Origin of the sequence: uncultured Tenacibaculum sp., assembly GCF_947504135.1 — a bacterium.
In the GTDB taxonomy this organism is placed as follows: domain Bacteria; phylum Bacteroidota; class Bacteroidia; order Flavobacteriales; family Flavobacteriaceae; genus Polaribacter.
Window position 1 is genome coordinate 18,645 of the sequence record NZ_CANNGG010000002.1, and the last position, 25,936, is coordinate 44,580.

Here is a 25,936-nt window from a genome sequence, read left to right on the forward strand (position 1 = left end):
CTAATCACCAGTAACTAATCACCAGTTACTAATTACCAATTATGAATCACTAGTCACTAATGAAAAAATTAAAAGTAGTAACGGTTGTTGGAACACGACCAGAAATTATTAGGTTATCATGTACCTTAATTGCATTAGATAAGAATGAAGCAATAGAACATGTATTGGTACATACAGGACAAAATTACGATTACGAGCTAAACGAAATCTTTTTTGAAGATTTAGGATTGCGCAAGCCAGATTATTTCTTAGAAGCAGCTGGAAAAAACGCGACGGAAACTGTTGGAAATATTTTGATTAAAATAGATCCAATTTTAGAAAAAGAAAATCCAGATGCATTTTTGGTGTTAGGAGATACCAATTCTTGTTTGTGTGCTATTCCTGCTAAAAAACGTAAAATCCCTGTGTTTCATATGGAAGCTGGAAACCGTTGTTTTGACCAACGTGTTCCAGAGGAAACTAATCGAAAGATAGTTGATCACGTATCGGATATAAATCTTACGTATAGTAGTATTGCTCGTGAGTACTTGTTGAGAGAAGGTTTACCTCCTGATAGAGTGATTAAAACAGGAAGTCCAATGTATGAAGTTTTGCATAAGTTTTTACCTAAAATTGAAGCTTCTGATGTATTAGAAAAATTGGGGTTAGAAAAACATAAATTTTTTGTGGTATCATCACATAGAGAAGAAAACATCAGCAATCCAAAAAACTTTAAAGGATTAATAGATGCTCTGAATCAAATAGCAGAAACCTATGATTATCCAATTATTGTTTCTACACATCCAAGAACAAGAAACATGTTGGATAGTAAAGAGGTGAAAACACACAAAAATATTCAGTTTTTAAAGCCGCTTGGTTTTTCAGATTACAATGCGTTACAAATGCACTCCTTTGCAGTGTTATCTGATTCAGGAACAATTTCGGAAGAATCATCGATATTAAATTTCCCTGCATTGAACATTCGTGAAGCCCATGAACGTCCGGAAGCAATGGAAGAAGCTTCAGTGATGATGGTTGGGTTAAATCCGGAGCGTATAATGCAAGGGTTAGTAGCTTTAGATGTTCAAGAAAGAAGTCCAAAAAGGAATTTTAGGGAAGTGTATGATTACTCAATGCCCAATGTAAGTGAGAAAATGGTTCGAATTATTCTTTCGTATACAGATTATATAAAAAGGGTTGTTTGGTCTGAAGATATTTTAAAATAATGAATGTTCTTTTTTTAACATTAGTAGCAATTAACTCTATTGAAGATAGAGGAATATATCAGGATTTGCTGAGGAAGTTTCGTGATGAAGGTCATAACGTTACGATTGTTTCTCCAGTTGAAAGAAGAAAAAAAACTGCAACGAACCTTAAAATAAAGGAAGGGGTTTCAGTGCTTCAAGTAAAAACATTTAACATAACAAAAACTAATGTTTTAGAAAAAGGTTTAGCTACTCTGTCTATTGAATATCAGTACTTAAATGCTGTTAAAAAATACTTAGCTAAAACCCACTTTGATTTAATTCTGTATTCAACACCTCCTATAACATTTGCTAAGGTTATAGAATATGTTAAAATGAGAGATGAGGCGTATACATATTTATTATTAAAAGATATTTTCCCTCAGAATGCTGTGGATATGGGGATGCTTAAAAAAGGAAGTTTACTTTATAAATTCTTTGTTAAAAAAGAAAAAAAATTATATCAGCTTTCAGATACAATAGGATGTATGTCTCCAGCTAATGTTAACTTTATTTTAAAGCATAATACTGAACTTGACTCTGAAAAAGTAGAGGTAAACCCCAATACAATTGAACCTGTAAAGTTAAATTATACAAAAGAAGAGAAAGTAAATATCAGAACAAAATATAGTATACCTCTTAACAAAAAGATATTTGTTTACGGTGGTAACTTAGGGAAGCCTCAAGGATTAAACTTCCTTTTAGAAACAATTTTAAGGACTAATAATTATAAAGTTTTTTTCTTAATAGTAGGCGACGGTACTGAATATTCTCGTATTAGAACATGGTTTAATGAAAAGGAACCAAAGAATGCAAAACTACTACAGAGATTACCAAAAGTAGATTATGATCAATTATTAGCTGCTTGTGATGTTGGAATGATTTTTTTAGATAAAAGATTTCTAATACCTAATTTCCCTTCGCGTTTGCTTTCATATTTAGAAATGAAAAAACCTGTATTGGCAGCTACAGATTCTAATACAGATATAGGAGATATTATTGAAAGTAGTGGATGTGGAGTAAAGGTTTTGGCAGGTAATCAAGAAGAAATGCAAAGTAAGTTAAATGCTCTGTTAAATAAAAATTTTGAAATTATGGGAAGTAAAGCAGAAGAATTATTATTAGGTAATTATACAGTTGACAGGTCTTATAAATTAATTACAAATAAAATTTATAATGTATAAAAACTACCTAAAACGCATTTTAGACTTTATTATAGCTTTTATAGGACTGCTGATGTTAAGCCCTATTTTTCTTATAGTTACAATTGGATTATTTTTTGCAAACCAAGGGAAACCATTTTTCTTTCAAAAGCGTCCAGGTAAAAATGAACGAATTTTTAAGGTGATAAAGTTTAAAACCATGAGCGATAAAAAAGACGCTCAAGGAAATTTATTATCAGATGCGGATCGATTAACAACTATTGGTAAATTTGTAAGGAAAACTTCTTTAGATGAAATTCCGCAGTTATTAAATGTACTAAAAGGAGATATGAGTTTAATAGGGCCACGACCTTTATTACCTGAATACTTACCTTTGTATAATCAAGAACAAAAAAAACGCCATAATACAAAACCTGGTATTACAGGTTGGGCTCAAGTAAATGGCAGAAATGCGATTAGTTGGCAACAAAAATTTGAATATGATGTTTGGTATGTAGAAAATTTAAGTTTTGTATTGGATGTAAAAATTTTCTTTTTAACTTTTTTAAAAGTGTTTAAATCGGAAGGTATATCAAAGGAAGGAGAAGTAACAACAACTAAATTTTTAGGAAATGAAAAATAAGGTTTGTTTATATGGTGCTAGTGGACATGGTAAAGTTATTAAGGATATTGCAGAAAGTAATAACATAGAAGTGGCAGCTTTCATAGATGATGAACCAAAGTCTGACACTCTTCATGAGATACAAATTATAAAACCTTCAGAAATTGAATCGTTTGTTAAAGAGAGCTTTGTAATTTCTATTGGGAATAATGAAATAAGAAAGAGAGTTAGTGAGTCAATTAAAGTTAATTTTACTTCGTTGGTTGATAAAACGGCTATAATTTCTAAGTTTAGCTCAATAAACGAAGGGACAGTTGTAATGCCATCAGCAGTAGTGAACTCTGATACAAATATTGGAAAACATTGTATTGTAAACACAGGAGCCGTTATAGAACATGATTGCATTATTGAAGATTATGTGCATATCTCACCTAATGCAACAATAACTGGCGGTGTTAGTATAGGAGAAGGAACACATGTGGGGACAGGAGCAATAGTAATACCAGGGGTTAATATAGGAAGTTGGGTAACAATAGGGGCAGGAGCAGTTATAATCAAAGATGTGCCTGATAATGCCGTAATTGTAGGTAACCCAGGAAAAGTGATAAAATACAATAAATAAGTTATGTTAGAAAAAATATGGTTATCCTCACCACATATGGGAGGTGGAGAACAAAAATATGTTCAAGAAGCGTTTGATACGAATTGGGTAGCACCTTTAGGTCCTAATGTAAATGGTTTCGAGCAAGATTTAGAGGAGTATGTTGGAGAGAATTCAAAAGTAGCTTGTTTAGCTTCGGGTACTTCGGCTTTGCATTTAGCATTGATATTAGCAGGAGTAAAGAATGGAGATGAGGTGTTATGTCAAAGTATGACCTTTTCGGCTTCAGCTAACCCAATTACCTACCAAGGAGCCATACCTGTTTTTGTTGATAGTGAAAAAGACACATGGAATATGTGTCCAAAAGCGTTAGAAGGAGCTATAGAGGATGGCATTGCAAAAGGGAAAAAACCAAAAGCAATCATTGTAGTGCATTTATACGGAATGCCTGCTAAAAAGGATAAAATTGTAGCCCTTTCCAAAAAATACGATATAACCTTAATAGAAGATGCAGCGGAAGCATTAGGATCAACTTATAAAGGACAAAAATGTGGTACGTTTGGTGATTTCGGAATTTTATCATTTAACGGAAATAAAATAATTACAACTTCTGGTGGGGGAGCTTTGGTATGTAAGAATGAAGAAGATAAACAAAAAGCTATCTTTTTAGCAACCCAAGCACGTGATAATGCTCCTCATTACCAACACTCGCATATAGGATATAACTATCGTATGAGTAATATTGTGGCAGGTATTGGGCGTGGTCAAATGGAAATATTAGATAAACACATTGGTTTTAGAAGAGCTAATAATCAGTTTTATCAAGAGTTATTCAAAGATGTAGAAGGTGTTACTGTCTTAACAGAACCAACATCAGAGTATTTTTCAAATCATTGGTTAAGTGCTGTAGTTATAGAGGAAAGCAAAACAGGTTTTTCAAGAGAAGACTTACGATTAGCTTTAGAAAAAGAAAATATTGAGTCTCGTCCGTTATGGAAACCAATGCACTTACAGCCTGTTTTTAAAGAGTGTAAATATTATGGAACCAATGTCTCAGAAAAATTATTTGAAGATGGGTTGTGTTTACCTTCAGGTTCTAATTTAACTGATGAGGATAGGTTAAGAATAAAAGAGGTAATCTTGAACATGTTAAAATAATGAAAAAAATACTAGTAACAGGAGGTTTAGGCTTTATAGGTTCACACGTAGTGGTAGAACTACAAAATGCAGGCTTTGAAGTAGTAATTATTGACGACTTATCGAATTCTAAAATTGAAGTATTAGAGCAAATTACTGAGATTACCAATGTTAAACTAGACTTTCACCAGATAGATTTACGAGATAAAGAAGTTGTAAGTAGCTTTTTTAATGAGAATATAATTGATGGAGTGATACATTTTGCTGCTTCTAAAGCAGTTGGAGAAAGCGTTCAAAAACCGTTGGATTATTATGAAAATAATATCAATGCCTTAGTGTATCTGTTACAAGAAATGAAAGATCGAAATGTAGATCATTTTATCTTCAGTTCATCGTGTACTGTATATGGACAAGCAGATGAGTTACCAATTACAGAAGGAGCACCTATTAAACCAGCGGAGTCACCTTATGGGAATACCAAGCAGATAGGAGAGGAGATTATAAAAGATAGTTGTAAAGCGTATGACATGAATGCCATAGCTTTACGATACTTTAATCCGATAGGAGCACATGAGTCAATTAAAATTGGAGAGTTACCATTAGGAGTACCACAAAATTTGATTCCATTTATCACACAAACAGCGGCAGGAATTAGAGAAGAACTAGCAGTTTTTGGAGATGATTATCCAACTCCAGATGGTACTGCAATTCGTGATTATATCCATGTAGTTGATTTAGCAAAAGCACATGTAAAAGCTTTGGAGCGCTTGTTGAATGAAGAGAATGAAGAGAATTTCGAGTTTTTCAATGTAGGAACAGGAAAAGGAAGTTCTGTAATGGAAATTATTAAGTCCTTTGAAAAAGTAACGCAACAATCATTAAATTATAAAATTACGAATAGAAGAGAAGGAGACATCACAGCTGCGTACGCAGATACTACAAAAGCCAATAAAGTATTAGGTTGGAAACCTCAAAAAACATTAGAAGAAGCATTACTGTCCGCTTGGAAGTGGCAACAAAAACAGAAATAATAAGAGAAACTTGTCATTTCGACCGTAGGGAGAAATCTTTAGGTTTAGTGTAGTTAAATCTTAAAATTGTAAGTGATTCCATTTGATAAGATTTCTCACATTCGTTACCACTCAGTTCGAAATGACTTTTTGTTTGTTATTTTGATTGAAAAGAGAGAATTTCTTTTTCAAAGAATAGGGTATAAAAGCTTCGAGATTTAGGTGTGAAACACCACGAAGTTTTGCGTACGGTTCTGCGCAGCAGAAATTCCTGTTGAAAAAGTGTCCTTTTTTGATTCGTTTTTTGGACAAGCAAAAAATGAATGGGTAGTAAAAAGAAAAGACCGTTACCACAAACTGATACTGAACGCTGTACCCTGAGCGTAGTCGAAGGGTAATCAAAAAGAAAGGGTACGTCATCCTGAACTTGTTTCAGGATCTCATCATATAGAACCGTCAAAAACAATTCCGACCTATTTTCATTTTAGTAGAATTCAAGGTTATGGAGTACAAGAGAATCCAAAGAGTTTACGGTCTGGATTCGAATACGGAATACAACGTAGAATTCAATAAAAGGAAACCAAGTCTAGATTTTTTTGGTTCGTTTTTTCATCAATGGAAAAAATGAACAGCATAAAAGAAGACCACGTCATTTCCACCGTAGGGAGAAACCTTTAGGTTAATCGTAGCAAACTTTATATCGAACTAAAGATTTTTGAAATTCTTCACCACTTTGTTTGAATCCCTTACTAAAAACTAAAAATTGAGAACCTCAAAGCCCTTAATAGTTTATTTTTTTCTATACTTTAGCAGTATCATTTGTATAAATTAAACCTATTTTTTATTGGCAGTGTTTGAAAAGAATAAGTGTCAGCTCGAGTGATTTCGATAATAAAACGGAATAGTATCGAGAACAGTTGTATAGAAAAAATACTAAGAATTAAGTTGTTTTATAGTAAACGAATAAATCAAAATTGTACTACATGAAAGGCATAATACTAGCAGGTGGATCAGGAACAAGATTATATCCTATTACTAAAGGAGTATCTAAACAGTTACTTCCAGTATATGATAAACCAATGATTTATTATCCACTATCAGTATTGATGTTGGCCGGTATTCGAGAAATATTAATTATTTCTACCCCAGATGACGTACCAAGTTTTCAAAAATTATTAGGAGATGGTAATGATTTAGGAATACAATTAAGCTATGCAGAACAACCTTCACCTGACGGATTAGCACAAGCATTTATTCTTGGAGAAGAATTTATAGGAAATGATGATGTATGCCTCATCTTAGGCGATAATATTTTTTATGGCCACGGTTTGCCTGAAATGCTACAATCCGCAATTGATAATGTTAAAAAGGGAAATAAAGCCACCATTTTTGGATACAATGTAAAAGACCCAGAACGTTATGGAGTGGTAGATTTTGATGCTAAAGGGAATGCTATTTCTATTATAGAAAAACCAAACAATCCTCAGTCAAACTACGCAGTTGTTGGATTATATTTTTACCCCAATGATGTAATACAAGTGGCGAAAAACGTAAAACCATCAAACAGAGGAGAATTGGAAATCACATCTGTAAATCAACATTATTTAGAAAACGAACAGTTAAAAGTTGAATTAATGGGACGTGGTTTTGCATGGTTAGATACAGGAACACATGATTCCTTACTAGAAGCAAGTCAATTTATAGAAACGATAGAAAAGCGTCAAGGTTTAAAAGTAGCTTGTATAGAAGAAATAGCATTGTATATGGGCTATATTAATAAAGAGCAAGTAAAAAAGTTAGCTGAGCCTTTGCAGAAAAACAGTTACGGACAGTACTTGTTAAAATTAGCAAAAGAATAAAGGATGATTTTTACAAAAACAGCTATTCCTGAAGTTGTTATTATTGAGCCAAAAGTTTTTGGAGATCATAGAGGGTATTTTTTTGAATCTTTCAATCAAAAAGAATTTGAAGAAAATAACGGAAAGATAAATTTTGTTCAAGACAATGAGTCAAAATCTTCTTTTGGAGTGCTTAGAGGCTTGCATTTTCAAAAACCACCTTACGTCCAAGCAAAGTTAGTAAGATGTATTAAAGGAAAAGTGTTGGATGTAGTAGTAGATGTAAGAAAGCACTCGTCTAGTTACGGAAAACACATAGCTGTAGAATTATCCGAAGAAAATAAAAAACAATTATTTATTCCGAGAGGATTTGCCCACGGATTTGTAACTTTATCTGAAGAAGCCATTTTTGCGTATAAAGTAGATAATTGGTATGCTCCTGAATACGATGCTGGAATTATATGGAACGATCCCACGTTGAATATCGATTGGAAAATTAATCCCGAAGACGTAATGCTCTCTTCAAAAGACCAACAACTACCGACTTTTAAAGATTTAGCAACTCCATTTGTGTACTAACTATTACGCTGTTTAGTAGTTATCAAAAGCTTCGAGATTCAGGTGTGAAACGCCGCGAAGTTTTGCGTACGGTTCTGCGCAGCAGAAATTCCTATTGAAAAAGTGTCCTTTTTTGATTCGTTTTTTGGACAAGCAAAAAATGAATGGGGGAATAAAAAGAAAAGACCGTTACCACAAACTGATACTGAACGCAGCACCCTGAGCGTAGTCGAAGGCTAATGAAAAAAAGGGTACGTCATCCTGTTCCGAAATTTCGGAAGATTTCAGGACCTCATCATATATAACCGTCAAAAACAACCCCGACCTATTTTCATTTTAGTAGAACCCAAGAATAATAACTTCTTTTTCATAAGAATAGTACGCAAAAGCTTCGAGATTCAGGTGTGAAACACCGCGAAGTTTTGTTTACGGTTCTGCGCAGCAGAAATTCCTGTTGAAAAAGTGTCCTTTTTTGATTCGTTTTTTGGACAAGCAAAAAATGAATGGAATGAAAAAATAAAAACCCGTCATTGCGATCCCAATACTTCGAGAGAAGCAATCTGTGAATCGATGAGTTAAAAAATAATGGATTTAACTATATAACTATTTAAAACCTCAATACTAATCCCTCAATACTCAACAAACCATACACAAATAATTTTCGACAGAAAATCCCATAAAGTTTAGGTTATTTGTAACTTTGGATTTACATAGAAAACATTCATGAAGAATATATTAGTTACAGGAGCAAGTGGGCAATTAGGTTCAGAAATAAAGGAATTATCATTAAACTATGAGAGTTTTAATTTCTTTTTTGAAGACTCAAAAAGTTTAGATATTACTAATGCTACTCTTGTTGATAATTATATAGAAAAAAACAAGATTGATGGAGTAATCAATTGTTCAGGGTATACAGCAGTGGACAAAGCAGAAGAAGATTCAGAAAAGGCTGAAAAAATAAATGTTTATGGAGTTGAAAACTTAGTTAATTCAATAAAAAGTAGAGGAGGAAAATTAATTCATATTTCTACCGATTATGTGTTTAATGGTGAAAGCTTTTTGCCCTATAAAGAAGAAGATAATATAGCTCCTTTAGGAGTGTATGGAAATACTAAGAGAAGAGGAGAGGAGGTTGTAGAGTCTTCATCTATTGAAGCTCTCATAATTAGAACGTCATGGGTGTATTCTGCCCACGGAAATAATTTTGTGAAAACGATGATGAGGTTAGGAAAAGAAAAGGAATCACTGAATGTTGTTTATGATCAAATAGGTACTCCAACTTATGCTAGAGATTTAGCGAAAGTATGTTTGCAACTTATTACTTTAGATCGAAAAATAGATAGAGATTCAAAAATATATCATTTTTCAAATGAAGGTATTACTTCATGGTATGATTTTGCAAAAGCAATTATGGAGTTTAGTAATTTACCATGTGCAATTAATCCAATAGAATCTAAGGAGTATAAAACATTGGCTAAACGACCTCATTATTCGGTATTGAATAAGCAGAAAATAAAAAATGATTTTACTATAGAAATTCCTTACTGGAGAGACTCTTTAAAGGAATGTATATTTAAAATTAAACAAGAAGAAATGGTATGAAAAACATAGTAGTTACAGGAGGAGCAGGTTTTATAGGGTCACATGTAGTTAGACTATTTGTTAACAACTATCCTGATTATAATATCATTAACTTAGATCTTCTTACATATGCTGGAAACCTTGAGAATTTAAAAGATATTGAAGGGAAACCAAATTATACGTTTGTTAAGGCTGACATTTGTGATTATGATACAGTAGCTTGTATTTTTTCAAAATACAAGATAGATGCAGTAATTCACTTGGCGGCTGAATCTCATGTAGATCGATCGATAAAAGATCCTTTCTCTTTTGCAAGAACCAACGTAATGGGAACATTGACTTTATTACAGGTAGCTAAAAACTATTGGGGAGACAATTTTGAAAACAAGTTATTTTATCATGTATCAACAGATGAGGTGTACGGTTCTTTAGGTGATGAAGGTTTCTTTTTAGAAACTACAGCATATGATCCGCATTCACCATATTCAGCATCGAAGGCTTCGTCAGATCATTTTGTAAGAGCTTTTTACGATACCTATGGTTTGCCGGTTGTGATTTCAAATTGTTCAAATAATTATGGTTCGTATCAATTTCCAGAAAAGTTAATACCGTTATTTATCAATAATATTTGTAACAACAAGCCTTTACCGGTGTATGGAAAAGGAGATAATGTGAGAGATTGGTTGTTTGTAAACGATCATGCAAGAGCAATTAATGTTATTTTTCATGAAGGAAAATTAGGAGATACTTACAATATTGGAGGATTCAATGAGTGGAAGAATATCGATTTAATTAGGGTGTTAATAAAAACAGTAGATAAGCTTCTTGGGAGAGAAGAAGGTACTTCTGAAAAGTTAATTACTTATGTAGCAGATAGAGCTGGACACGATTATCGTTACGCTATAGATTCTTCAAAATTAAAAAATGAGTTAGGGTGGGAACCTTCTTTACAGTTTGAGGAGGGAATTGAGAAAACGGTAAAATGGTATTTAGAAAATGAAGACTGGGTGCAACATGTTACTAGCGGAGCGTATCAAAAGTACTACCAACAAATGTATGAGGAGTAACTTAGCTATTGTAAAAAACACTTTTTCAAAAAATAGGATATGTCATTTCGATCGTAGGGAGAAATCTTTAGGTTCAGTGTAGCTAATCTCAAGGTTATGAGTTAATCCTCTTAATAAGATTTAGCTGCGCTGAACCTGTCGGTTTCTCATATTCGTTACCACTTATATTCGAAATGACATTTTGTTTGTTATTTTCCAAAGAGAGATCGGAGGAATATCAACTGCGACCTATTTTCATTTTAATAGAATTTCAATAATGAAAACTCTCTTTTTCAAAGAATAGTATGCAAAAGCTTCGAGATTCAGGCGTGAAACGCCGCGAAGTTTTGTGTACGGTTCTGAGCAGCAGAAATTCCTATTGAAAAAGTGTCCTTTTTTGATTCGTTTTTTGGACAAGCAAAAAATGAATAAGGAATAAAAATAAAAAGCCAAAACTAACTTAGTTTTGGCTTTTTATTATACTGTATTTTTAGCTTATCTCAGCCTACTTAAGCTAAGGTCTTTGTTGTATTTTATAACAAACAAACCATTATTACTACTGCTTCCAAATACTTTTTTACGATAGTCGAATTTACTTTCTACACGTAATGAAGCTCCCTTTTTAAAGGTAGTGTCAAGATCTTCACCAGAAGCTAAACGCATTAATATATCATAAGTAATATCAAATCCTTTAACGGCATAATCTGAAGGAATCGTATTATTGACTTGTAAATATTTTTCGGTAAAAGTTTTAGTTTCTAAAGCATCTTCATCAGTATAGGTGTCTGAAACATAGGTAAAGTTAATACTGGCTAATTTATTGTTGTCAATTCTGTAATATGCATCTCCTTTATTAGGAGAGAATACTTGAACATTGGTTTCATCAGGTAATCCAATCATGCTATTTAAAGCATCAGCAACCACAACATTATCATCAGAAGCAATAATTACCCAATTTTGTTTTTTAGAAGACATTTTTCTTGTAAAACGGTCTCTTTTTATATACCCTTTTTCAGGTTTTAAAATATGAATGTTGTTAATACTGTCATGTTGTTTTAGTTCAGAAACAATTTTAGAAACTAAACGATTAGATTCATTTTTGTCATCTCCAACAACAAAAATCTCTTGATCTTTATAACTGTCCTTTAAATAAGAGGTTAAATAATTAGTATACCTGCTTTTTTCAGGAGCTGTTTTTACCAATTTAGAAGAAGAAAATTTTTCTTGATTATTAGAATAATGAGGGAATATAACAGGAACATTCACTCCTTTTGCAACAACTTCAGCTTTGTCTGAGTAAAAAGGACCAATAACTACATCAACATTTTCTAGTTTGTTTTCATTTAGAATGGTATTAATGTTTTTACCTCTGTTACCAGTGTCAAAAACATTAACATCTATGTTCACTCCTTGTTTTTTGATAGAATCAATACCGATTTCTGCACCCATATAAAAATCCGTTACCATGTTTGCTAATTGATTTTTTTCAAAAATATCTTTACTTGATTTTTCTACATACTCATCTGCTCTAAAAGGAAGTAAGATAGCTAAGTTGATAGAAGTATCTTCTTCGATAAAATCTTTGTAAAAAGTATAATTTTCAGCTTCGTTTACTTCTTCAATAGGTTTTATTTTTAATAATTGACCTATTGATAGTTTGTTATCTGCTAAATCAGGATATTCAGGATTTAAACGTAAAATTTCTTCTTTTGAAACATTGTAAAAACGTGTTAAACCATACATGGTTTCTTTGCTTTTAACCGTGTGGGTTAAAAATTTTGCTAAAACCTCTTCTTTGTCAATAGTAATCGTTTTCTTAATTTCTTTGACTTTTAATACTTGACCAATACTCAAATTGTTACTTTCAATATTGGTGTATTCAGGGTTGTATTTAAGTAAGTCGTCTTTGGTAATTCCATACTGTTTAGTGATTCGGTATACGGTTTCACCTTTTTGTACCTCATGAGTTTCGTACTCAATAATGGTTTGTTGATAAACAGTATCATTTTCTTCAGGTTCGGAAGTTGAATCCTCAATAGTTTCAATAGTGGTTGGTTCTTCTTCTGAAGAAGGAGTAGATGTAGAAGTACTATTTTTAAGCTTAGGATTTGGAATTACAATTACCGTATTTGCTTCTGGACGTCTGCTAACATCAGGATTTAAACGTAATAAATCTTTTGTTTTCATATCCAAACGATCAGCAATGTCGCGCATCGTTTCGCCTTCTTGAACTTTATACGATACATAACGTTTTTGCTGTCCGCAAGAAATGGTGAAAGTTAAGATACAAACTAATAGTAAAAACTGTAATTTCTTCATCTACTCTTTTTTTATTTTTAATTTAATAGTGGGTTACTCCCATTCAATTGTTGCTGGTGGTTTAGAGCTAATGTCATACACAACTCTATTAACACCTTTTACATTATTTATTATTTTATTTGATGTTTTCTGTAAAAACTCATAAGGTAAATTTACCCAATCAGCGGTCATACCATCGGTACTTTCAACTGCTCTTAACGCAACTACTTTTTCGTAGGTTCTTTCATCACCCATCACTCCAACTGAGTTTACTGGTAATAAAATAGCACCTGCTTGCCATACTTTATCGTACAATCCGCTTTCTTTTAATCCGTTGATAAACACTGCGTCGACTTCTTGCAAAATACGAACTTTCTCAGCGGTAATATCACCTAAGATTCTGATAGCTAAACCAGGACCAGGGAAAGGATGACGACCTAATAGTTCTGGGTCAATTCCCATAGATGCACCTACACGACGAACTTCATCTTTAAAAATCATACGTAAAGGCTCTACTACTTTCAACTTCATGAAATCTGGTAAACCACCTACGTTATGGTGACTCTTAATCGTTGCTGATGGTCCACCGTTTACAGAAACTGATTCAATTACATCTGGATAAATCGTTCCTTGTGCTAACCACTTTGCATCTTCTATTTGGTGTGCTTCATCGTCAAAAACATCGATAAAAACTTTACCGATAGCCTTACGTTTTGCTTCTGGGTCACTTAATCCAGCTAACTCGCCCAAAAAGCGTGCCGAAGCATCTACTCCTTTAACGTTTAATCCCATACCTTCGTATTGTTTTAATACGTCGGTAAATTCATTTTTACGTAATAATCCGTTGTTTACGAAAATACAGTGTAAATTGCTTCCAATAGCTTTGTGTAATAAAACAGCAGCTACGGTAGAATCTACTCCTCCAGATAATCCTAAAACAACTTTATCATTACCTATTTTAGCTTTTAACTCAGCAACAGTTTCATCAACAAATGAATCTGGTGTCCAAGTTTGAGCAACTCCAGCTATAGTAACTAAAAAGTTTTGTAATAATTGTTTACCGTCAGTAGAATGATATACTTCTGGGTGGAATTGTATTGCATAGGTAGTTTCACCTTCAATCTTATAAGCTGCATTTTCAACATCGTGCGTGCTGGCTAATAAGGATCCTCCAGTAGGTAATTCTTTGATGGTGTCTGAATGACTCATCCAAACTTGACTTCCTTCAGAAATTCCTTTAAAGAATTCTTCACCTTCTTTAATGAAAGATAAGTTAGCTCTACCATACTCACGAGTGTTGGAAGGTGCTACCAATCCGCCAGAAAAATGTGCTAAGTATTGTGCTCCATAGCAAACCGCCAATAAAGGTTTTTTACCTCTTATTTCAGATAAATCTGGATGTGGAGCTTCTTCTGAACGAACCGATGACGGACTTCCAGAAAGGATTACAGCTTTAAAATCGTTTAAATTTTGTGGTATTTTGTTGTAAGGGTGAATTTCACAATAGATGTTTAATTCTCTTACACGGCGCGCAATTAACTGCGTGTATTGCGATCCGAAATCTAATATAAGTACGTTGTGTTGTTGCATGCGCAAAAATAGTACTTACATTTTAGATTTGCGAGAATATTTAAGAAGAAATTCTTACTGTTTAAGAAACTTTAATACTTGTAAACAATTGCGTTAATATTCATACCTGCTCCGACAGAGGCAAGAATGATGACATCCCCTTTTTTTACTTCTTGGTTTTCAATATTTCCTTTTAATACCAAATCAAGTAGAGTAGGGACGGTTGCTACGGAACTATTACCTAATTTATGAATACTCATAGGCATAACTCCTTCAGGAATTGGTTTCTTATACAGACGATAAAAACGTTTGATGATGGCTTCATCCATTTTTTCGTTTGCTTGATGAATGAAAACTTTTTTAACATCATCAATTGAAACTCCGCTTTTATCTAAAGCAGTTTGCATAGCTTTAGGTACATTATTTAAAGCGAACTCATAAATTTTGCGTCCGTGCATTTTAATGTAACGAACATCTTTGTCTTTGCTTTTATCGTTTGAATTTCCGAAGAATAAATAATAAGCTTCATCTTTGGTGAAGGTTTGTGAAGCATGACTTAAAATTCCACTGTCATTTTTATCGGTAGCTTCAACAATACATGCCCCAGCACCATCACTATAAATCATAGAGTCACGGTCATTTATGTCAACGACTCTCGATAAGGTTTCACCACCAATGACTAAACATTTTTTAGCGATACCAGCTTTGATAAAAGCTTGTGCTTGAATTACGCCTTCCACCCAACCAGGGCAACCAAATAAAATGTCGTAAGCAACACAATTTGGGTTCTCAATTTGGAGTAAATACTTTACACGAGTAGCCAAACTAGGGAGAATATCACTTTGAATAGCGTCTTTTTTTACATCCCCAAAATTATGTGCAAAAATGATGTAGTCTAATTCCTCTGGATTAATATTGGCATCTTCAATGGCTTTTTTGGCTGCAAAATACCCTAAATCAGAGGCTTTATTTTCATCTTTTGCATAGCGACGCTCTTCAATACCAGTAATGGATTTGAATTTTTCAATAATTATAGGGTTAGGATTATCAAAAGAGGTTCCATCTGCATTTAAAAATACATGATTGTTAAAGTTAGTATTTTCCTTTTTGATAGATGGAATGAATGAACCTGTTCCTGTAATTACTGATAATTTCATTGAAATAAATGATTTTTTAGGGTTGAGTAATTACAAATAAAGCATTTTTATTGACGATAACCTTTTTATTTATAGTCAATTTTAAAGATTTGTTAGATTCTTAAAAAAATAGGATTAAATTATTTTTTTAGAAATTAGGAATCATCTTTTTTATGATTTTGATGTTTAAGTACTTTATAAATAAGAACTATCAAAAGAAAATGGTAATAATGAAAGCAAAGATTCTGTTTTTACAATTTGCCCAACTTCTCCCATAAATAGTATTTGAATCGGTTGTTTTTGATTGATTTCATATTCTGATAACGTTTGGCGGCAAGCACCACAAGGGCCAACAGGTTTGTTGACTATAGAGTTTTCAGAAGCAGCAGTAATGGCTATCTTTTTTACCTTCATGTTTGGATACTCAGAACCTGCTTTCCAAATAGCAACACGCTCAGCACACATACCTGAGGGGTAGGCTGCGCTTTCTTGATTGTTTCCTAAAATGATTTCTCCATTATCAAGAAGTAAAGCAGCTCCTACATTAAATTTTGAGTAAGGAGCATAGGCTTTTTGTCTAGCTTCAACTGCTTTTTCTAATAAGAAAGTATCTTCGGCTGACAGTTGAGAGATATCATCAAACAACGTAGCGGAGGTGGTTACATTAATTTTCTTCATAGTGAATAAATTAGTCAAAAAAAGCAGTCGTGTAGACTGCTTTTGTATTCTGATACGAATTTATAAAAAAAATACGAGTTTTAGTAAATTTCATAAAGTTCTCCTAAATCAAAAGAAAGAGAAAAACGTAAGGTGTTTTCTAACGGGTTGTTTACCTCTGCTGTATTGATTAAGTAGGATAAGTCAATGTTAAAATCTTTGGTAGCAAAACCTGCCCCCAAGGTAAAGTACTGGCGTTGCCCTTTTTTTGGGCTCTCATGGAAATATCCTGTTCTTAAAGCAAAAGAATTATTGTACAAATATTCAGCACCAATAGCCCAAGTAGTTTCTTGTAGTTCTTCTTCAAAGCTTCTATCTCCTAAAGAAGTATACATTCCTTCAAACCACCCTCTATCTGAATTAGGGTTAGAAGGTACCAATAGTTTAGTGAATTCTAAATTCAATCCTAAGATGTTTAAATCATCAAAAATAAAATCGAATCCACCCCCAATTTTAGCGTTGGTGGGGATAAAGTTTGGTACTCCAGGGGTGTACTCTACTTTAGGTCCTATGTTGGCTATGTTAAACCCTAATCGGTAACGACCATTAAAATTACCATAGTTTGCCTCTTTTGATTGGTAATATCCAGAAATATCAACTGCAAAAGAATTAACAGCGTTTAAATTAGAATCAGTACTTCTAATTTTATAATTAGAATGTATATATTTAAGACCGATACCCATAGAGAAGGTTTCACTTAGTTTTAACGAATAAATTCCTGTAATGGCTAATTCATTAGGGTTTTCTGCGCCGTTAGAAATACCTCCTAAGTCATATAATGCTACTTCTCCTAAAGAAAAATATTTTAAGTTTATTCCCCAAGCAGATTTTTCACTATACCTACTAACATAGGAACCTCCACCTACAAAAATATCATCGGTAAGGTTTCTAAGCCAAGGAGTGTAATTAACACCAACACTAATTTTATTTTGATTAAAAGCAGTTTTTGCTGGGTTGTGAAAAATAGCGAAAGCATCAGAAGATGTTGCAACACCAATGTCTCCCATGCCACCAGCTCTAGCATCGGGTGTAATCAATAAAAAAGGCATTGCCGTTGTATTTATTGATGTTTCATTTTGGGCTTGTACTTTGTTTTGAAGGGTAAAGCACACAAAAAATAATACGATCGATAATTTTTTCATGTAAAAAATTTGGTTAATTGTTTAGCAAATATATAATTTTAATTGAAGGATTATCGGGGTTTTATGTATACTTTGACAGTAAAAATGTTATTTTGGATTACTTTTCTGTAACTACATTAACGATAAGACAGAGAATATATTATATAGACTACCTTTGATTTATCTTTTATCATATTTGAAATAATAAATTTTTAACGGTTGTTATTTTAATCTTTTTCTTAGATTCGTAATACTAAAGTTGAAAATACATCGTTTGTAATCTAGCGAGGTTAAGGTTGCAAAAAGAGAATTTGTAACTAAATTAGTTGTAAGAAATTAGAAATATTGTAAATTGCGACACCCTTAAAAACAGTTTAAAATACATGAAAAGTACGTTAAAATTATTTAGTTTATTAGCGATCACCGGCTTGCTTGTTACTTCTTGTAAGAGTAATGGAGTGAGTGGTTCAAGTAAGTCCTCTCTAACTGGTTGGAACTTTAATGATCCTAGTTATGGTGGTTATTTAAAAGGGAAGTACAAAGAAGGTAAAAATGTTCCCCCAGGAATGGTTCATATTGAAGGTGGTACCTTTACTATGGGACTAGTACAAGACGACGTAATGTTTGATTGGAATACGACGCCTCAAAAAATGCACGTACGTTCTTTTTATATGGATGAAGTAGAGGTAACCAATGCAGAGTATGGGTTATTTATGCAATATACCAAAGATGTATTTCCTCCAGAAGACCCACAATTTAAAGATATTTACCCTTCAATCTTACCAGACACCTTAGTTTGGAGAAAAGGTTTAGGAAACACAAACTTATTATCTGAAAGTTATTTACGTCACCCATCGTATGCAGAATATCCTGTGGTTGGTGTTAGCTGGATTCAAGCTAATAAATACTGTAAATGGCGTACAAATGCGTTGAATTTAAAAATATTAATGGATAAAGGTGTGATTAAAAATATCTTTAAAGAAGATTCATTAAGTTTTAAAGGACAAAATAATTTTGATACTGATACATATTTAACAGATCCGTATGCAATTTTTGATGGTGATTCTACTATCTATAAGAAAGGTATTCCTGTACCAAGAGTAAAAGGAGAGCCAAAACCGGCTAAAGGATCGTTTACTGGAAGACAAGTAACTTCTTCTGATGGTATTTTAGCACAGAAATTCAGACTTCCTACAGAAGTTGAATGGGAATACGCTGCAAAAGCTATTTTTGAAAACCGCGAGTATAACAACATTAGAGGTAGAAAAAAATATGCGTGGAGTGGAAAATATACACGTGATAGAGATAAGCGTAGAAGAGGAGATCAGTTAGCGAACTTTAAGCAAGGAAAAGGAGACTATAGTGGTATTGCTGGATGGAGTAGTGATGGTTCCGATATTCCTAACGCAGTAAGAAGTTACCCTCCAAACGCATTCGGTTTATACGATATGTCTGGTAACGTTGCTGAGTGGGTTGAAGATGTATACAGACCAATTATCGATTCAGAAGCAAATGACTTCAACTATTTTAGAGGAAATATCTTTACGAAGAAGTTAATTAACGAAGAAGGTAAAGTTGTAATCGTTGGAGATGGAGAAGTAGAGTATGATACTTTAGAAAATGGAAGAATCGTTCCTAAAGACTTACCAGGAAGTGTGAAGTATATTCCAATTACTAAGGAAGATACTTACATGAGAAGAAACTATAATTTAGCGAATAACTCTAGTTTAGGAGATGGAGATCAAGCTTCTTCTAAGTTCTACGGATTAGATAAAGATCAACTAGATCGTTCTTCTAGAATGTATAACTCTCCTCAAAAACCAGAAGCAGAAGTAGATTCTTTAGGAAATGCTATTGAGAATTACAAATATGACGATAAGAGAAGAACTACGTTGATTAGTGATAAGTCTAGAGTGTACAAAGGAGGTTCTTGGGCTGATAGAGAATATTGGTTAGATCCTGCCCAAAGAAGATATTTCCCAGAATATATGGCAACTAACTACATCGGATTTAGATGTGCTACTGACAAAATGGGACCAATGGTGTTAAACAAAAGAAAGACCGCAACACCAGATAAAATAAAATAAGTACAGTTTTAATTATAGAAAAAACCTCATTGAATCTCAATGAGGTTTTTTTATTTTTACAATATGAAGATAGAAGACTTATACCATTTATATAGCATTCATGGGTTGGTTGATACTGATACCAGAAATATTAGACAAAACACGATATTCTTTGCCTTGAAAGGAGAGAATTTTAATGGAAATAAATTTGCTGAGGAAGCTATTGAGAACGGAGCGATTTACGCTGTAATTGATGAAGCAGCATACAATACTTCTGAAAAGACTATTCTGGTAGACGATGTTTTAGAAACGCTTCAAAAGCTGGCGAATTACCATCGTAATCAATTAGGGTTACCTATTATTGCGTTGACAGGAAGTAACGGTAAAACAACAACCAAAGAACTAATCAATGCGGTACTTTCAACAAAGTATAAGACGACTGCTACCGTAGGAAATTTGAACAATCATATTGGTGTTCCATTGACTCTATTGTCAATGAACAGAGATACTGAAATTGGTATCGTAGAAATGGGAGCGAATCATCACAAAGAAATTGCTTTTCTATCAGAAATCGCAGCACCTGATTATGGATATATAACTAATTTTGGAAGTGCACATTTAGAAGGTTTTGGTTCGCTAGAAGGCGTGGTAAAAGCAAAATCTGAACTGTATGATTATCTTAGAAAACATAACAAAAAAGTAATCGTCAATCCTAAGGATGCTAAACAGATAGAGCGTACCAAAGGTATGGATAGTGTATGGTTTAGCGATGATATTAAGTATTTAGAGGCAGATCCGTTAGTCCGATTTTCTTACCAAAATAAAACAATAACAAGCAATTTAATAGGAGCATATAATTTTGCGAATATTTCAGCAGCCATTACGATAGGTAACTATTTTGAGGTTAATTCAGAACAGATTAAAGAAGCAATTGAAAGTTATATTCCGTCAAATAACAGATCACAAGTTATTAAGACAGAGAGTAACACCATAATTTTAGATGCGTATAATGCGAATCCAACTAGTATGAAAGCTGCTTTAGAGAGTTTTAAAGCACTAAAAGCTACCTATAAAACAATTATTATAGGCGATATGTTTGAATTGGGAGCCTATAGTTCAACAGAGCATCAAAATATTGTTAACATAGCAAAAGAACTTAATTTCAACAACGTATTCTTAGTAGGAGAAAACTTTAACAAAACCACTACAGACTTCAAAAAGTTCAAAACTTTTTCAGAGTTAGCAGAGTATTTGAAATTTAACCCTATAAATAAGAGTACAATTTTAGTAAAAGGATCAAGAGGAATGGCTCTTGAAAGAGTAGTTGAGTTTTGTTAAAAGGTGTTGTTTCTATGAAATTCTACTAAGTTATCAATAGGACGTTGGATAACATCAGTAATGACTAGTTTATTTTTTGCGGCCACTTTTTCTAAGATATCTCTAAAATAGTAGGCAATAGAACCTATAAAATAAATAGGAGTTTTTGAGTCTTTTTCAAAAGGAAGAATTCTGTAGTAAAAGAAGTTTTGAAACCCTTTTTTTATCATTTTTCGGATGTATTTTTCTTCTTTATATTCAAACATAAATCGAGCGAATGAAGCTAAATACATATTTGGATAGGGTTTTCTGTACAAGTTCATTTTTACAACATCTGTATCTAATTCAAAAGAACTTTTAAATGCAGTAGCTATTTTTTTAGGCATTTTTTTATAGTAATAATCACGTAGCAATTGCTTCCCGAAGTAATTCCCACTAGCTTCATCCATTAGTGTATAACCAAGAGAAGGAGCAGTAGTAATCATTTCTTTACCATCAAAATAACAACTATTAGAGCCTGTTCCTAATATACATACAATACCAGGATTGTTTCCAGAACTAGCGTAAACAGCAGCTAGCGTGTCTTCAGAAACAAAAACGGTAGCTTTCTTAAAAACTGATTTTAAAATGTGCTGTAAATTTTCCGCAGCTTTAGGGCTACCACAACCGGCTCCGTAGAAATGAATTTGCTGCACTTCATTTTGTATTAAAAGTAATTCTTCTGTACTATTAATCGTACGGAGCATTTCTTCTTCTGTTAATACAGAAGGGTTCAAGCCTAAAGAAGTAGTTCTAAAAACTTCTTTTTTGTCATTGTTAAGCGCAATCCAATCAGCTTTTGTAGAGCCGCCATCAGCAATTAAAATCATATTATTCGTCTGTTACAGCCCAAAGATATAGCATCATAATGAGATGACAGCAATTAATTTTATCTTGAACTAAAAAAGGAATGGGTTTTGATACTACATGATATACATTATTCGTTTATTTTTGTAGTTAAATAGATATTTTGCATTATTATGTTTTTTTTCAAGAAAAAGGAACTTCCATTACATGAAGTTTTTCCAGATGGTTTTGTAGACATTCACTCACATTTGTTACCAGGGATTGATGATGGGGCTAAAGATTTAGAGCATTCAATTTCGTTAATTTCTAAGATGTATTCTTACGGAATTAAAAACTTTATAACTACACCTCATGTTTTGGGAGATGTATATCCGAATTCTTCTGAAACGATAAAGATTAAGCTAGAAGAGGTGAGAATTGAGTTGAAAAAGCAAGGATTTAGTGATGTAAATATAAATGCTGCTGCTGAATATATGATGGATGAACGTTTTGTAGAGCGATTAAAAGCAGATGATATTTTAACATTAAAAGATAATTATATATTAGTTGAAATGTCTTACTTCAATGCTCCGTATAACTTATATGACATCTTGTTCGAAATTCAGTTAAAAGGGTATAAACCTGTTTTAGCACATCCAGAACGCTATAATTTTTATCATGGCGATTTTCAGAACTTTTATAAATTAAAAAAAGCAGGTTGTGTTTTTCAATTGAATTTATTGTCGTTAACAGAACAATATGGAAAAGGCGTACAAAAAACAGCTCAGAAGTTATTAAGTGAAAGTATGTATGATTTTGTAGGAACAGATACCCATCATCATAATCATTTAAAACTTCTTCAAAAAATTGGGAATGTTAAAGTAAAAAATCAAATAGAACATTTATTAAATAACAATAAAAAGTTTATACAAAAAAAGGAAGCTTAAATAGCTTCCTTTTTTATTTAGTCATTAGAAATTAACTAAATATTTTTTTATACCAAGGTTTATTGTCTTCTTCGTTTGCACCGTAACCGTAGCCATAACCATAACCGTAACCATATCCATAACCACGTTTTAAGTCTGTGTCATTTAAGATGATTGCTAGGTTAGGTAATTTTTTGTCTTTATATAAGGTTTGCGGAACAATTAACATTCGTTTGTCTAAATAATTAGCTCTAGCTACATACATAACAAGATCTGAGTACTTAGCAATTAATAAAGTGTCTGTAACCAGGCTAACAGGCGCAGTATCTATAATTACATAATCGTAATCTGCTTCTAACTCAGCGAATAAACGTTCTACCTTTTCAGTCATTAGCAGTTCAGCTGGGTTAGGAGGAATAGCTCCCGAAGAGATAATATCTAAGTTAGGGATTTCATCAATAGAAAACTTCAATGAATCTATCGTAATACTATCATCTGTAATATAATTTGTAACACCTTTTCTTTCAGGAAGTTCAAGGTATTCTGTAATTTTAGGAGCTCTTAAGTCTAATCCGGCAAGTACAACTTTTTTTCCAGATAAAGATAGAGAAGCAGCTAAGTTAATAGAAGTAAACGATTTACCTTCTCCACTAGTGGTAGAGGTTACAAAAATTACTTTACCTTTATTTTCATCTTTGCTAGAAAGCATAAAATCAAGGTTCGTTCTTATTAATCTGAAAGCTTCAGCAGTACCAGAACGAGCACTAGAATTGATGACAATCTTTTCTTTTGAATCAGAATGAGGAATATCTCCTAAGAAAGGGATTGAGGTTAAATCTGCAATATCTTTTCTTGTATGAACTTTAGTGTCTAATAAATCTCTTAAGTAAATGAAAATGAAAGGAATGATTAAACCCAGTAATAAAGCCGCCAAATAAATAATTTTTTTCTTAGGACTCACAGGAATATCAGAACCATAAGCTTTATCAATAATTTTAGCATTAGGAACTGCCGTTGCGGTTAATGAAATAGCCGTTTCTTCTTTTTTCTTTAATAAGTAAGAATACAAACCTGCAATAATTTCTTTTTGTCTAGCGATATCTAAAAACTCTCTTTCTTTTGTAGGGATAGAAGAAATTTTAGTATCAAATCGGTTAGCTTCACGCTGTAAGCTACCTACTTTTATCTGTAAAGATCTAACAGTATTTTCAAGACTTCTTTTTAAAGAACTTCTTAAACTAGCTAGGTTTTCTTGAACATTTATAAGTACAGTGTTTTTTGATCCAGCACTTTTCTCTAAACGTTTTAGTTGAGCCATTAACTGGTTGTACTCATTTATAGAACTTCCAATATTTGAATCCGATAAACCTAAGTTAGCAGGTAAATAATCATTGTTATCTAACTCTTTGTTTAATGATTTTGCTAGGCTTAATTCTGTAGATGCTTCAATTAATTTTTTGCGATTTTCTGTATTAGTTTGCAAAGCTAATTGAGCTTCAGATTCGATATCAGTTATGTTATTTTTATCCTTAAAAGTCTTAACATTATCATCAAGTCTCCCGAGTTCTGAAGCAACATTACTTAGGCGTTCTGAAATAAAATTATTTGTTTTTTCTGAAACTTCTTTTTTATCATTAATAGCATCTAAATTATACTGTCTAACCAACTCATCTAAGATGTCTTCTGCTTTTTCTTTTATAGAAGATTGTAAGGATAATTTTAAAACACTAGATTTTTTACTAATAGGAGCGATGTTAATTGCTTGTTGGTAACCATCAATCACTTTATTTATAGGGCGCACAACTATTTTTACAGCATTTCCAGTTTTTTCGTCTTTAAATACTGAAGATTTTTCAATTTTAAAACTCCCTAAAGTAGTGCTTTCTATAGTTTTACTGAATTCATTTTCAGAAATAATATAACCATTTATATCTTTCAAACGAAACCTGTCTGCTGATAAAACTTCAACATTAAAAGTAGTATCAACTTCATGTAAAGCTGTAGATGAAGAATCAATTTGAGTGAAAATAATAGGGCTATTTTTATAAACTTCAGATTCTTTAATTCTACCCTCAGTTAGGTAACTAATGTTTAAATTTAAAGTTTGAATAACGTCATTGATAAGTTTACGAGATTTTATAATTTCAATCTCATTATCAATATTTTTACTAGAACCACCAACAATTCCTAAATCTTCAAAAGCGGCAAGTTCTTCTGAAATACCACCTTGTTTATCATTTTTTATTAAAATGGTAGTAGCAGCGCTGTATTTAGGAGTGCTGTATCGTAAAAATAAAAAAGCACCTATTAGTGTTAATAATACACCTAAAGCAAACCATTTCCAATGAATTAAGTATTTTTCTAATTCAGCTCTAATATTAATTGTGTCGTTTTCTTCTAACTGTGGAGAATATTGTTCGTTGCTCATAGCAATTTTATCTTGTAAGGATTGAAATTAATGAAATGACTACGGAACCTAAAGAAATAAAAAGACCTGTGTTTTTATTATAGGCTGCATCTTGAGATGAAGATCTGTTAGGTTCTACATAAACCACATCATTCTGTTGTAAATAATAAGCAGGAGAGTTGAAAACCTTGTTAGAGCGTAAATCTAACTTATAACTCTTTATTTCGTTATTTTCCTCTCTTTTAACTTCAATCGTTCTAATTCCTGACATGTTTAAATCACCCGCTAAACCAACAGCTTCTAATACTGAAATTCGTTCATTTGGTATGGTAAATCTCCCTGGCATTTTAACATCACCTAATACGGTAATTGAAAAGTTAGTGATTTTAATATTTATGGTAGGATTTTTAACGTAATCAGGTGACAACTTGTTTTTTAACAATTCGATAGCTTCTGTTCTAGATAATCCAGCTAATTTCAATCTTCCTAGTACAGGGAAGTCTATGAATCCTTCATTGTCAATAAGGTAGGTTTGTTGTTGTGGTCTTCCAGTAGGACTGTCAGTAGAAAGAGAATAACTAACAGTTTGTAAGTTAAAGGGTTTTACAGCCTCAGAGTTCAGAGCAGAAACAGTGATCTGAAGCAAATCATCAGCTTTAAAAACAGTTTTATAAGTTGTGTTTGTTTTCGATTGATCAACTTGATCTTTTTGAAAATAAACTATCTCTTTTCTTGAAGCACAAGAAGTTATAGTTAATACAATAATAGCTAAAACAATTTTTTTAATTCTTTGCAT

At 32.6% G+C, this 25,936-nt stretch carries 21 protein-coding genes; 13 read left to right on the forward strand and 8 right to left on the reverse strand.

Annotation, left to right across the window (positions count from 1 at the left end; translation table 11 throughout):
* The first annotated feature begins 59 nt into the window (after positions 1-59).
* The 10 genes from wecB (at position 60) to rfbB (ending at position 10,779) form a co-directional block, all read left to right on the forward strand.
* Complete coding sequence (gene wecB / locus Q0663_RS03470) at positions 60-1,205, forward strand: non-hydrolyzing UDP-N-acetylglucosamine 2-epimerase (RefSeq protein ID WP_299006424.1); 1,146 nt, start codon at positions 60-62, stop codon at positions 1,203-1,205.
* Positions 1,205-2,407: a glycosyltransferase family 4 protein gene (locus Q0663_RS03475; protein ID WP_299006427.1), complete on the forward strand. Its 1,203-nt coding sequence runs from the start codon at positions 1,205-1,207 to the stop codon at positions 2,405-2,407. The genes wecB and Q0663_RS03475 overlap by 1 nt, the downstream gene beginning before the upstream one ends.
* Positions 2,400-3,008 (forward strand): sugar transferase, encoded by a 609-nt coding sequence (locus Q0663_RS03480; protein WP_299006429.1) that lies wholly within the window; start codon positions 2,400-2,402, stop codon positions 3,006-3,008. The genes Q0663_RS03475 and Q0663_RS03480 overlap by 8 nt, the downstream gene beginning before the upstream one ends.
* Positions 2,998-3,609 (forward strand): acetyltransferase, encoded by a 612-nt coding sequence (locus Q0663_RS03485; RefSeq protein WP_299006432.1) that lies wholly within the window; start codon positions 2,998-3,000, stop codon positions 3,607-3,609. Before Q0663_RS03480 ends, Q0663_RS03485 begins: the two co-directional genes overlap by 11 nt.
* A gap of 3 nt (positions 3,610-3,612) precedes the next feature.
* Positions 3,613-4,746: an aminotransferase class I/II-fold pyridoxal phosphate-dependent enzyme gene (locus Q0663_RS03490; protein ID WP_299006434.1), complete on the forward strand. Its 1,134-nt coding sequence runs from the start codon at positions 3,613-3,615 to the stop codon at positions 4,744-4,746.
* Positions 4,746-5,756, forward strand: a complete 1,011-nt coding sequence (gene galE / locus Q0663_RS03495; protein ID WP_299006437.1) for a UDP-glucose 4-epimerase GalE — start codon at positions 4,746-4,748, stop codon at positions 5,754-5,756. Before Q0663_RS03490 ends, galE begins: the two co-directional genes overlap by 1 nt.
* A gap of 962 nt (positions 5,757-6,718) precedes the next feature.
* Positions 6,719-7,594 (forward strand): glucose-1-phosphate thymidylyltransferase RfbA, encoded by an 876-nt coding sequence (gene rfbA, locus Q0663_RS03500; protein ID WP_299006439.1) that lies wholly within the window; start codon positions 6,719-6,721, stop codon positions 7,592-7,594.
* Positions 7,595-7,597: 3 nt separating this feature from the next.
* On the forward strand, positions 7,598-8,152 hold the full coding sequence (gene rfbC, locus Q0663_RS03505) for a dTDP-4-dehydrorhamnose 3,5-epimerase (RefSeq protein WP_299006441.1): 555 nt from the start codon (positions 7,598-7,600) through the stop codon (positions 8,150-8,152).
* 702 nt (positions 8,153-8,854) lie between these two features.
* Complete coding sequence (gene rfbD / locus Q0663_RS03510) at positions 8,855-9,733, forward strand: dTDP-4-dehydrorhamnose reductase (protein ID WP_299006443.1); 879 nt, start codon at positions 8,855-8,857, stop codon at positions 9,731-9,733.
* Complete coding sequence (rfbB, locus tag Q0663_RS03515) at positions 9,730-10,779, forward strand: dTDP-glucose 4,6-dehydratase (protein ID WP_299006445.1); 1,050 nt, start codon at positions 9,730-9,732, stop codon at positions 10,777-10,779. Before rfbD ends, rfbB begins: the two co-directional genes overlap by 4 nt.
* A gap of 474 nt (positions 10,780-11,253) precedes the next feature.
* Here the strand turns inward: rfbB and Q0663_RS03520 are convergent, their stop codons facing one another.
* The 5 genes from Q0663_RS03520 to porV form a co-directional block, all read right to left on the reverse strand.
* Positions 11,254-13,077 (reverse strand): LysM peptidoglycan-binding domain-containing protein, encoded by a 1,824-nt coding sequence (locus Q0663_RS03520; protein WP_299006449.1) that lies wholly within the window; start codon positions 13,075-13,077, stop codon positions 11,254-11,256.
* A 33-nt stretch (positions 13,078-13,110) separates the two neighbouring features.
* Positions 13,111-14,646, reverse strand: a complete 1,536-nt coding sequence (guaA, locus tag Q0663_RS03525) for a glutamine-hydrolyzing GMP synthase (protein ID WP_299006454.1) — start codon at positions 14,644-14,646, stop codon at positions 13,111-13,113.
* A gap of 71 nt (positions 14,647-14,717) precedes the next feature.
* A complete protein-coding gene (locus tag Q0663_RS03530; RefSeq protein ID WP_299006457.1) occupies positions 14,718-15,782 on the reverse strand; it encodes a 3-oxoacyl-ACP synthase III family protein in 1,065 nt (354 codons plus the stop codon).
* 174 nt (positions 15,783-15,956) lie between these two features.
* Entirely contained in the window at positions 15,957-16,439 is a 483-nt protein-coding gene (gene cdd / locus Q0663_RS03535; protein WP_299006461.1) for a cytidine deaminase, read from the reverse strand.
* Between the two features lie 80 nt (positions 16,440-16,519).
* Positions 16,520-17,620, reverse strand: coding sequence for a type IX secretion system outer membrane channel protein PorV (gene porV / locus Q0663_RS03540; RefSeq protein ID WP_299006464.1), 1,101 nt, complete (start codon positions 17,618-17,620; stop codon positions 16,520-16,522).
* Between the two features lie 362 nt (positions 17,621-17,982).
* Here porV and gldJ point away from each other — a divergent pair, with 362 nt between their 5' ends.
* The gene (gene gldJ / locus Q0663_RS03545; protein WP_299006467.1) at positions 17,983-19,686 is read left to right on the forward strand and encodes a gliding motility lipoprotein GldJ; all 1,704 of its coding nucleotides are present in this window, start codon (positions 17,983-17,985) and stop codon (positions 19,684-19,686) included.
* Between the two features lie 63 nt (positions 19,687-19,749).
* Complete coding sequence (murF, locus tag Q0663_RS03550; protein ID WP_299006470.1) at positions 19,750-21,003, forward strand: UDP-N-acetylmuramoyl-tripeptide--D-alanyl-D-alanine ligase; 1,254 nt, start codon at positions 19,750-19,752, stop codon at positions 21,001-21,003.
* Here murF and Q0663_RS03555 read toward each other — a convergent pair.
* Entirely contained in the window at positions 21,000-21,851 is an 852-nt protein-coding gene (locus tag Q0663_RS03555) for an N-acetylglucosamine kinase (protein ID WP_299006473.1), read from the reverse strand. The two genes, murF and Q0663_RS03555, sit on opposite strands and share 4 nt — an antisense overlap.
* 150 nt (positions 21,852-22,001) lie before the next feature.
* On the opposite strand from Q0663_RS03555, the gene Q0663_RS03560 reads away from it, so the two are divergent.
* Positions 22,002-22,754, forward strand: a complete 753-nt coding sequence (locus tag Q0663_RS03560) for a CpsB/CapC family capsule biosynthesis tyrosine phosphatase (protein WP_299006478.1) — start codon at positions 22,002-22,004, stop codon at positions 22,752-22,754.
* A 31-nt stretch (positions 22,755-22,785) separates the two neighbouring features.
* Here the strand turns inward: Q0663_RS03560 and Q0663_RS03565 are convergent, their stop codons facing one another.
* Positions 22,786-25,161, reverse strand: a complete 2,376-nt coding sequence (locus tag Q0663_RS03565; RefSeq protein ID WP_299006482.1) for a tyrosine-protein kinase — start codon at positions 25,159-25,161, stop codon at positions 22,786-22,788.
* Between the two features lie 7 nt (positions 25,162-25,168).
* Positions 25,169-25,936: a polysaccharide biosynthesis/export family protein gene (locus Q0663_RS03570; RefSeq protein ID WP_299006486.1), complete on the reverse strand. Its 768-nt coding sequence runs from the start codon at positions 25,934-25,936 to the stop codon at positions 25,169-25,171.

Excerpts from the sequence above, each read along its gene's own strand:
- wecB (WP_299006424.1), top strand. The coding sequence starts at position 60 with ATGAAAAAATTAAAAGTAGTAACGGTTGTTGGAACACGACCAGAAATT.
- Q0663_RS03475 (WP_299006427.1), top strand. The coding sequence starts at position 1,205 with ATGAATGTTCTTTTTTTAACATTAGTAGCAATTAACTCTATTGAAGAT.
- Q0663_RS03480 (WP_299006429.1), top strand. The coding sequence starts at position 2,400 with ATGTATAAAAACTACCTAAAACGCATTTTAGACTTTATTATAGCTTTT.
- Q0663_RS03485 (WP_299006432.1), top strand. The coding sequence starts at position 2,998 with ATGAAAAATAAGGTTTGTTTATATGGTGCTAGTGGACATGGTAAAGTT.
- Q0663_RS03490 (WP_299006434.1), top strand. The coding sequence starts at position 3,613 with ATGTTAGAAAAAATATGGTTATCCTCACCACATATGGGAGGTGGAGAA.
- galE (WP_299006437.1), top strand. The coding sequence starts at position 4,746 with ATGAAAAAAATACTAGTAACAGGAGGTTTAGGCTTTATAGGTTCACAC.
- rfbA (WP_299006439.1), top strand. The coding sequence starts at position 6,719 with ATGAAAGGCATAATACTAGCAGGTGGATCAGGAACAAGATTATATCCT.
- rfbC (WP_299006441.1), top strand. The coding sequence starts at position 7,598 with ATGATTTTTACAAAAACAGCTATTCCTGAAGTTGTTATTATTGAGCCA.
- rfbD (WP_299006443.1), top strand. The coding sequence starts at position 8,855 with ATGAAGAATATATTAGTTACAGGAGCAAGTGGGCAATTAGGTTCAGAA.
- rfbB (WP_299006445.1), top strand. The coding sequence starts at position 9,730 with ATGAAAAACATAGTAGTTACAGGAGGAGCAGGTTTTATAGGGTCACAT.
- Q0663_RS03520 (WP_299006449.1), bottom strand. The coding sequence starts at position 13,077 with ATGAAGAAATTACAGTTTTTACTATTAGTTTGTATCTTAACTTTCACC.
- guaA (WP_299006454.1), bottom strand. The coding sequence starts at position 14,646 with ATGCAACAACACAACGTACTTATATTAGATTTCGGATCGCAATACACG.
- Q0663_RS03530 (WP_299006457.1), bottom strand. The coding sequence starts at position 15,782 with ATGAAATTATCAGTAATTACAGGAACAGGTTCATTCATTCCATCTATC.
- cdd (WP_299006461.1), bottom strand. The coding sequence starts at position 16,439 with ATGAAGAAAATTAATGTAACCACCTCCGCTACGTTGTTTGATGATATC.
- porV (WP_299006464.1), bottom strand. The coding sequence starts at position 17,620 with ATGAAAAAATTATCGATCGTATTATTTTTTGTGTGCTTTACCCTTCAA.
- gldJ (WP_299006467.1), top strand. The coding sequence starts at position 17,983 with ATGAAAAGTACGTTAAAATTATTTAGTTTATTAGCGATCACCGGCTTG.
- murF (WP_299006470.1), top strand. The coding sequence starts at position 19,750 with ATGAAGATAGAAGACTTATACCATTTATATAGCATTCATGGGTTGGTT.
- Q0663_RS03555 (WP_299006473.1), bottom strand. The coding sequence starts at position 21,851 with ATGATTTTAATTGCTGATGGCGGCTCTACAAAAGCTGATTGGATTGCG.
- Q0663_RS03560 (WP_299006478.1), top strand. The coding sequence starts at position 22,002 with ATGTTTTTTTTCAAGAAAAAGGAACTTCCATTACATGAAGTTTTTCCA.
- Q0663_RS03565 (WP_299006482.1), bottom strand. The coding sequence starts at position 25,161 with ATGAGCAACGAACAATATTCTCCACAGTTAGAAGAAAACGACACAATT.
- Q0663_RS03570 (WP_299006486.1), bottom strand. The coding sequence starts at position 25,936 with ATGCAAAGAATTAAAAAAATTGTTTTAGCTATTATTGTATTAACTATA.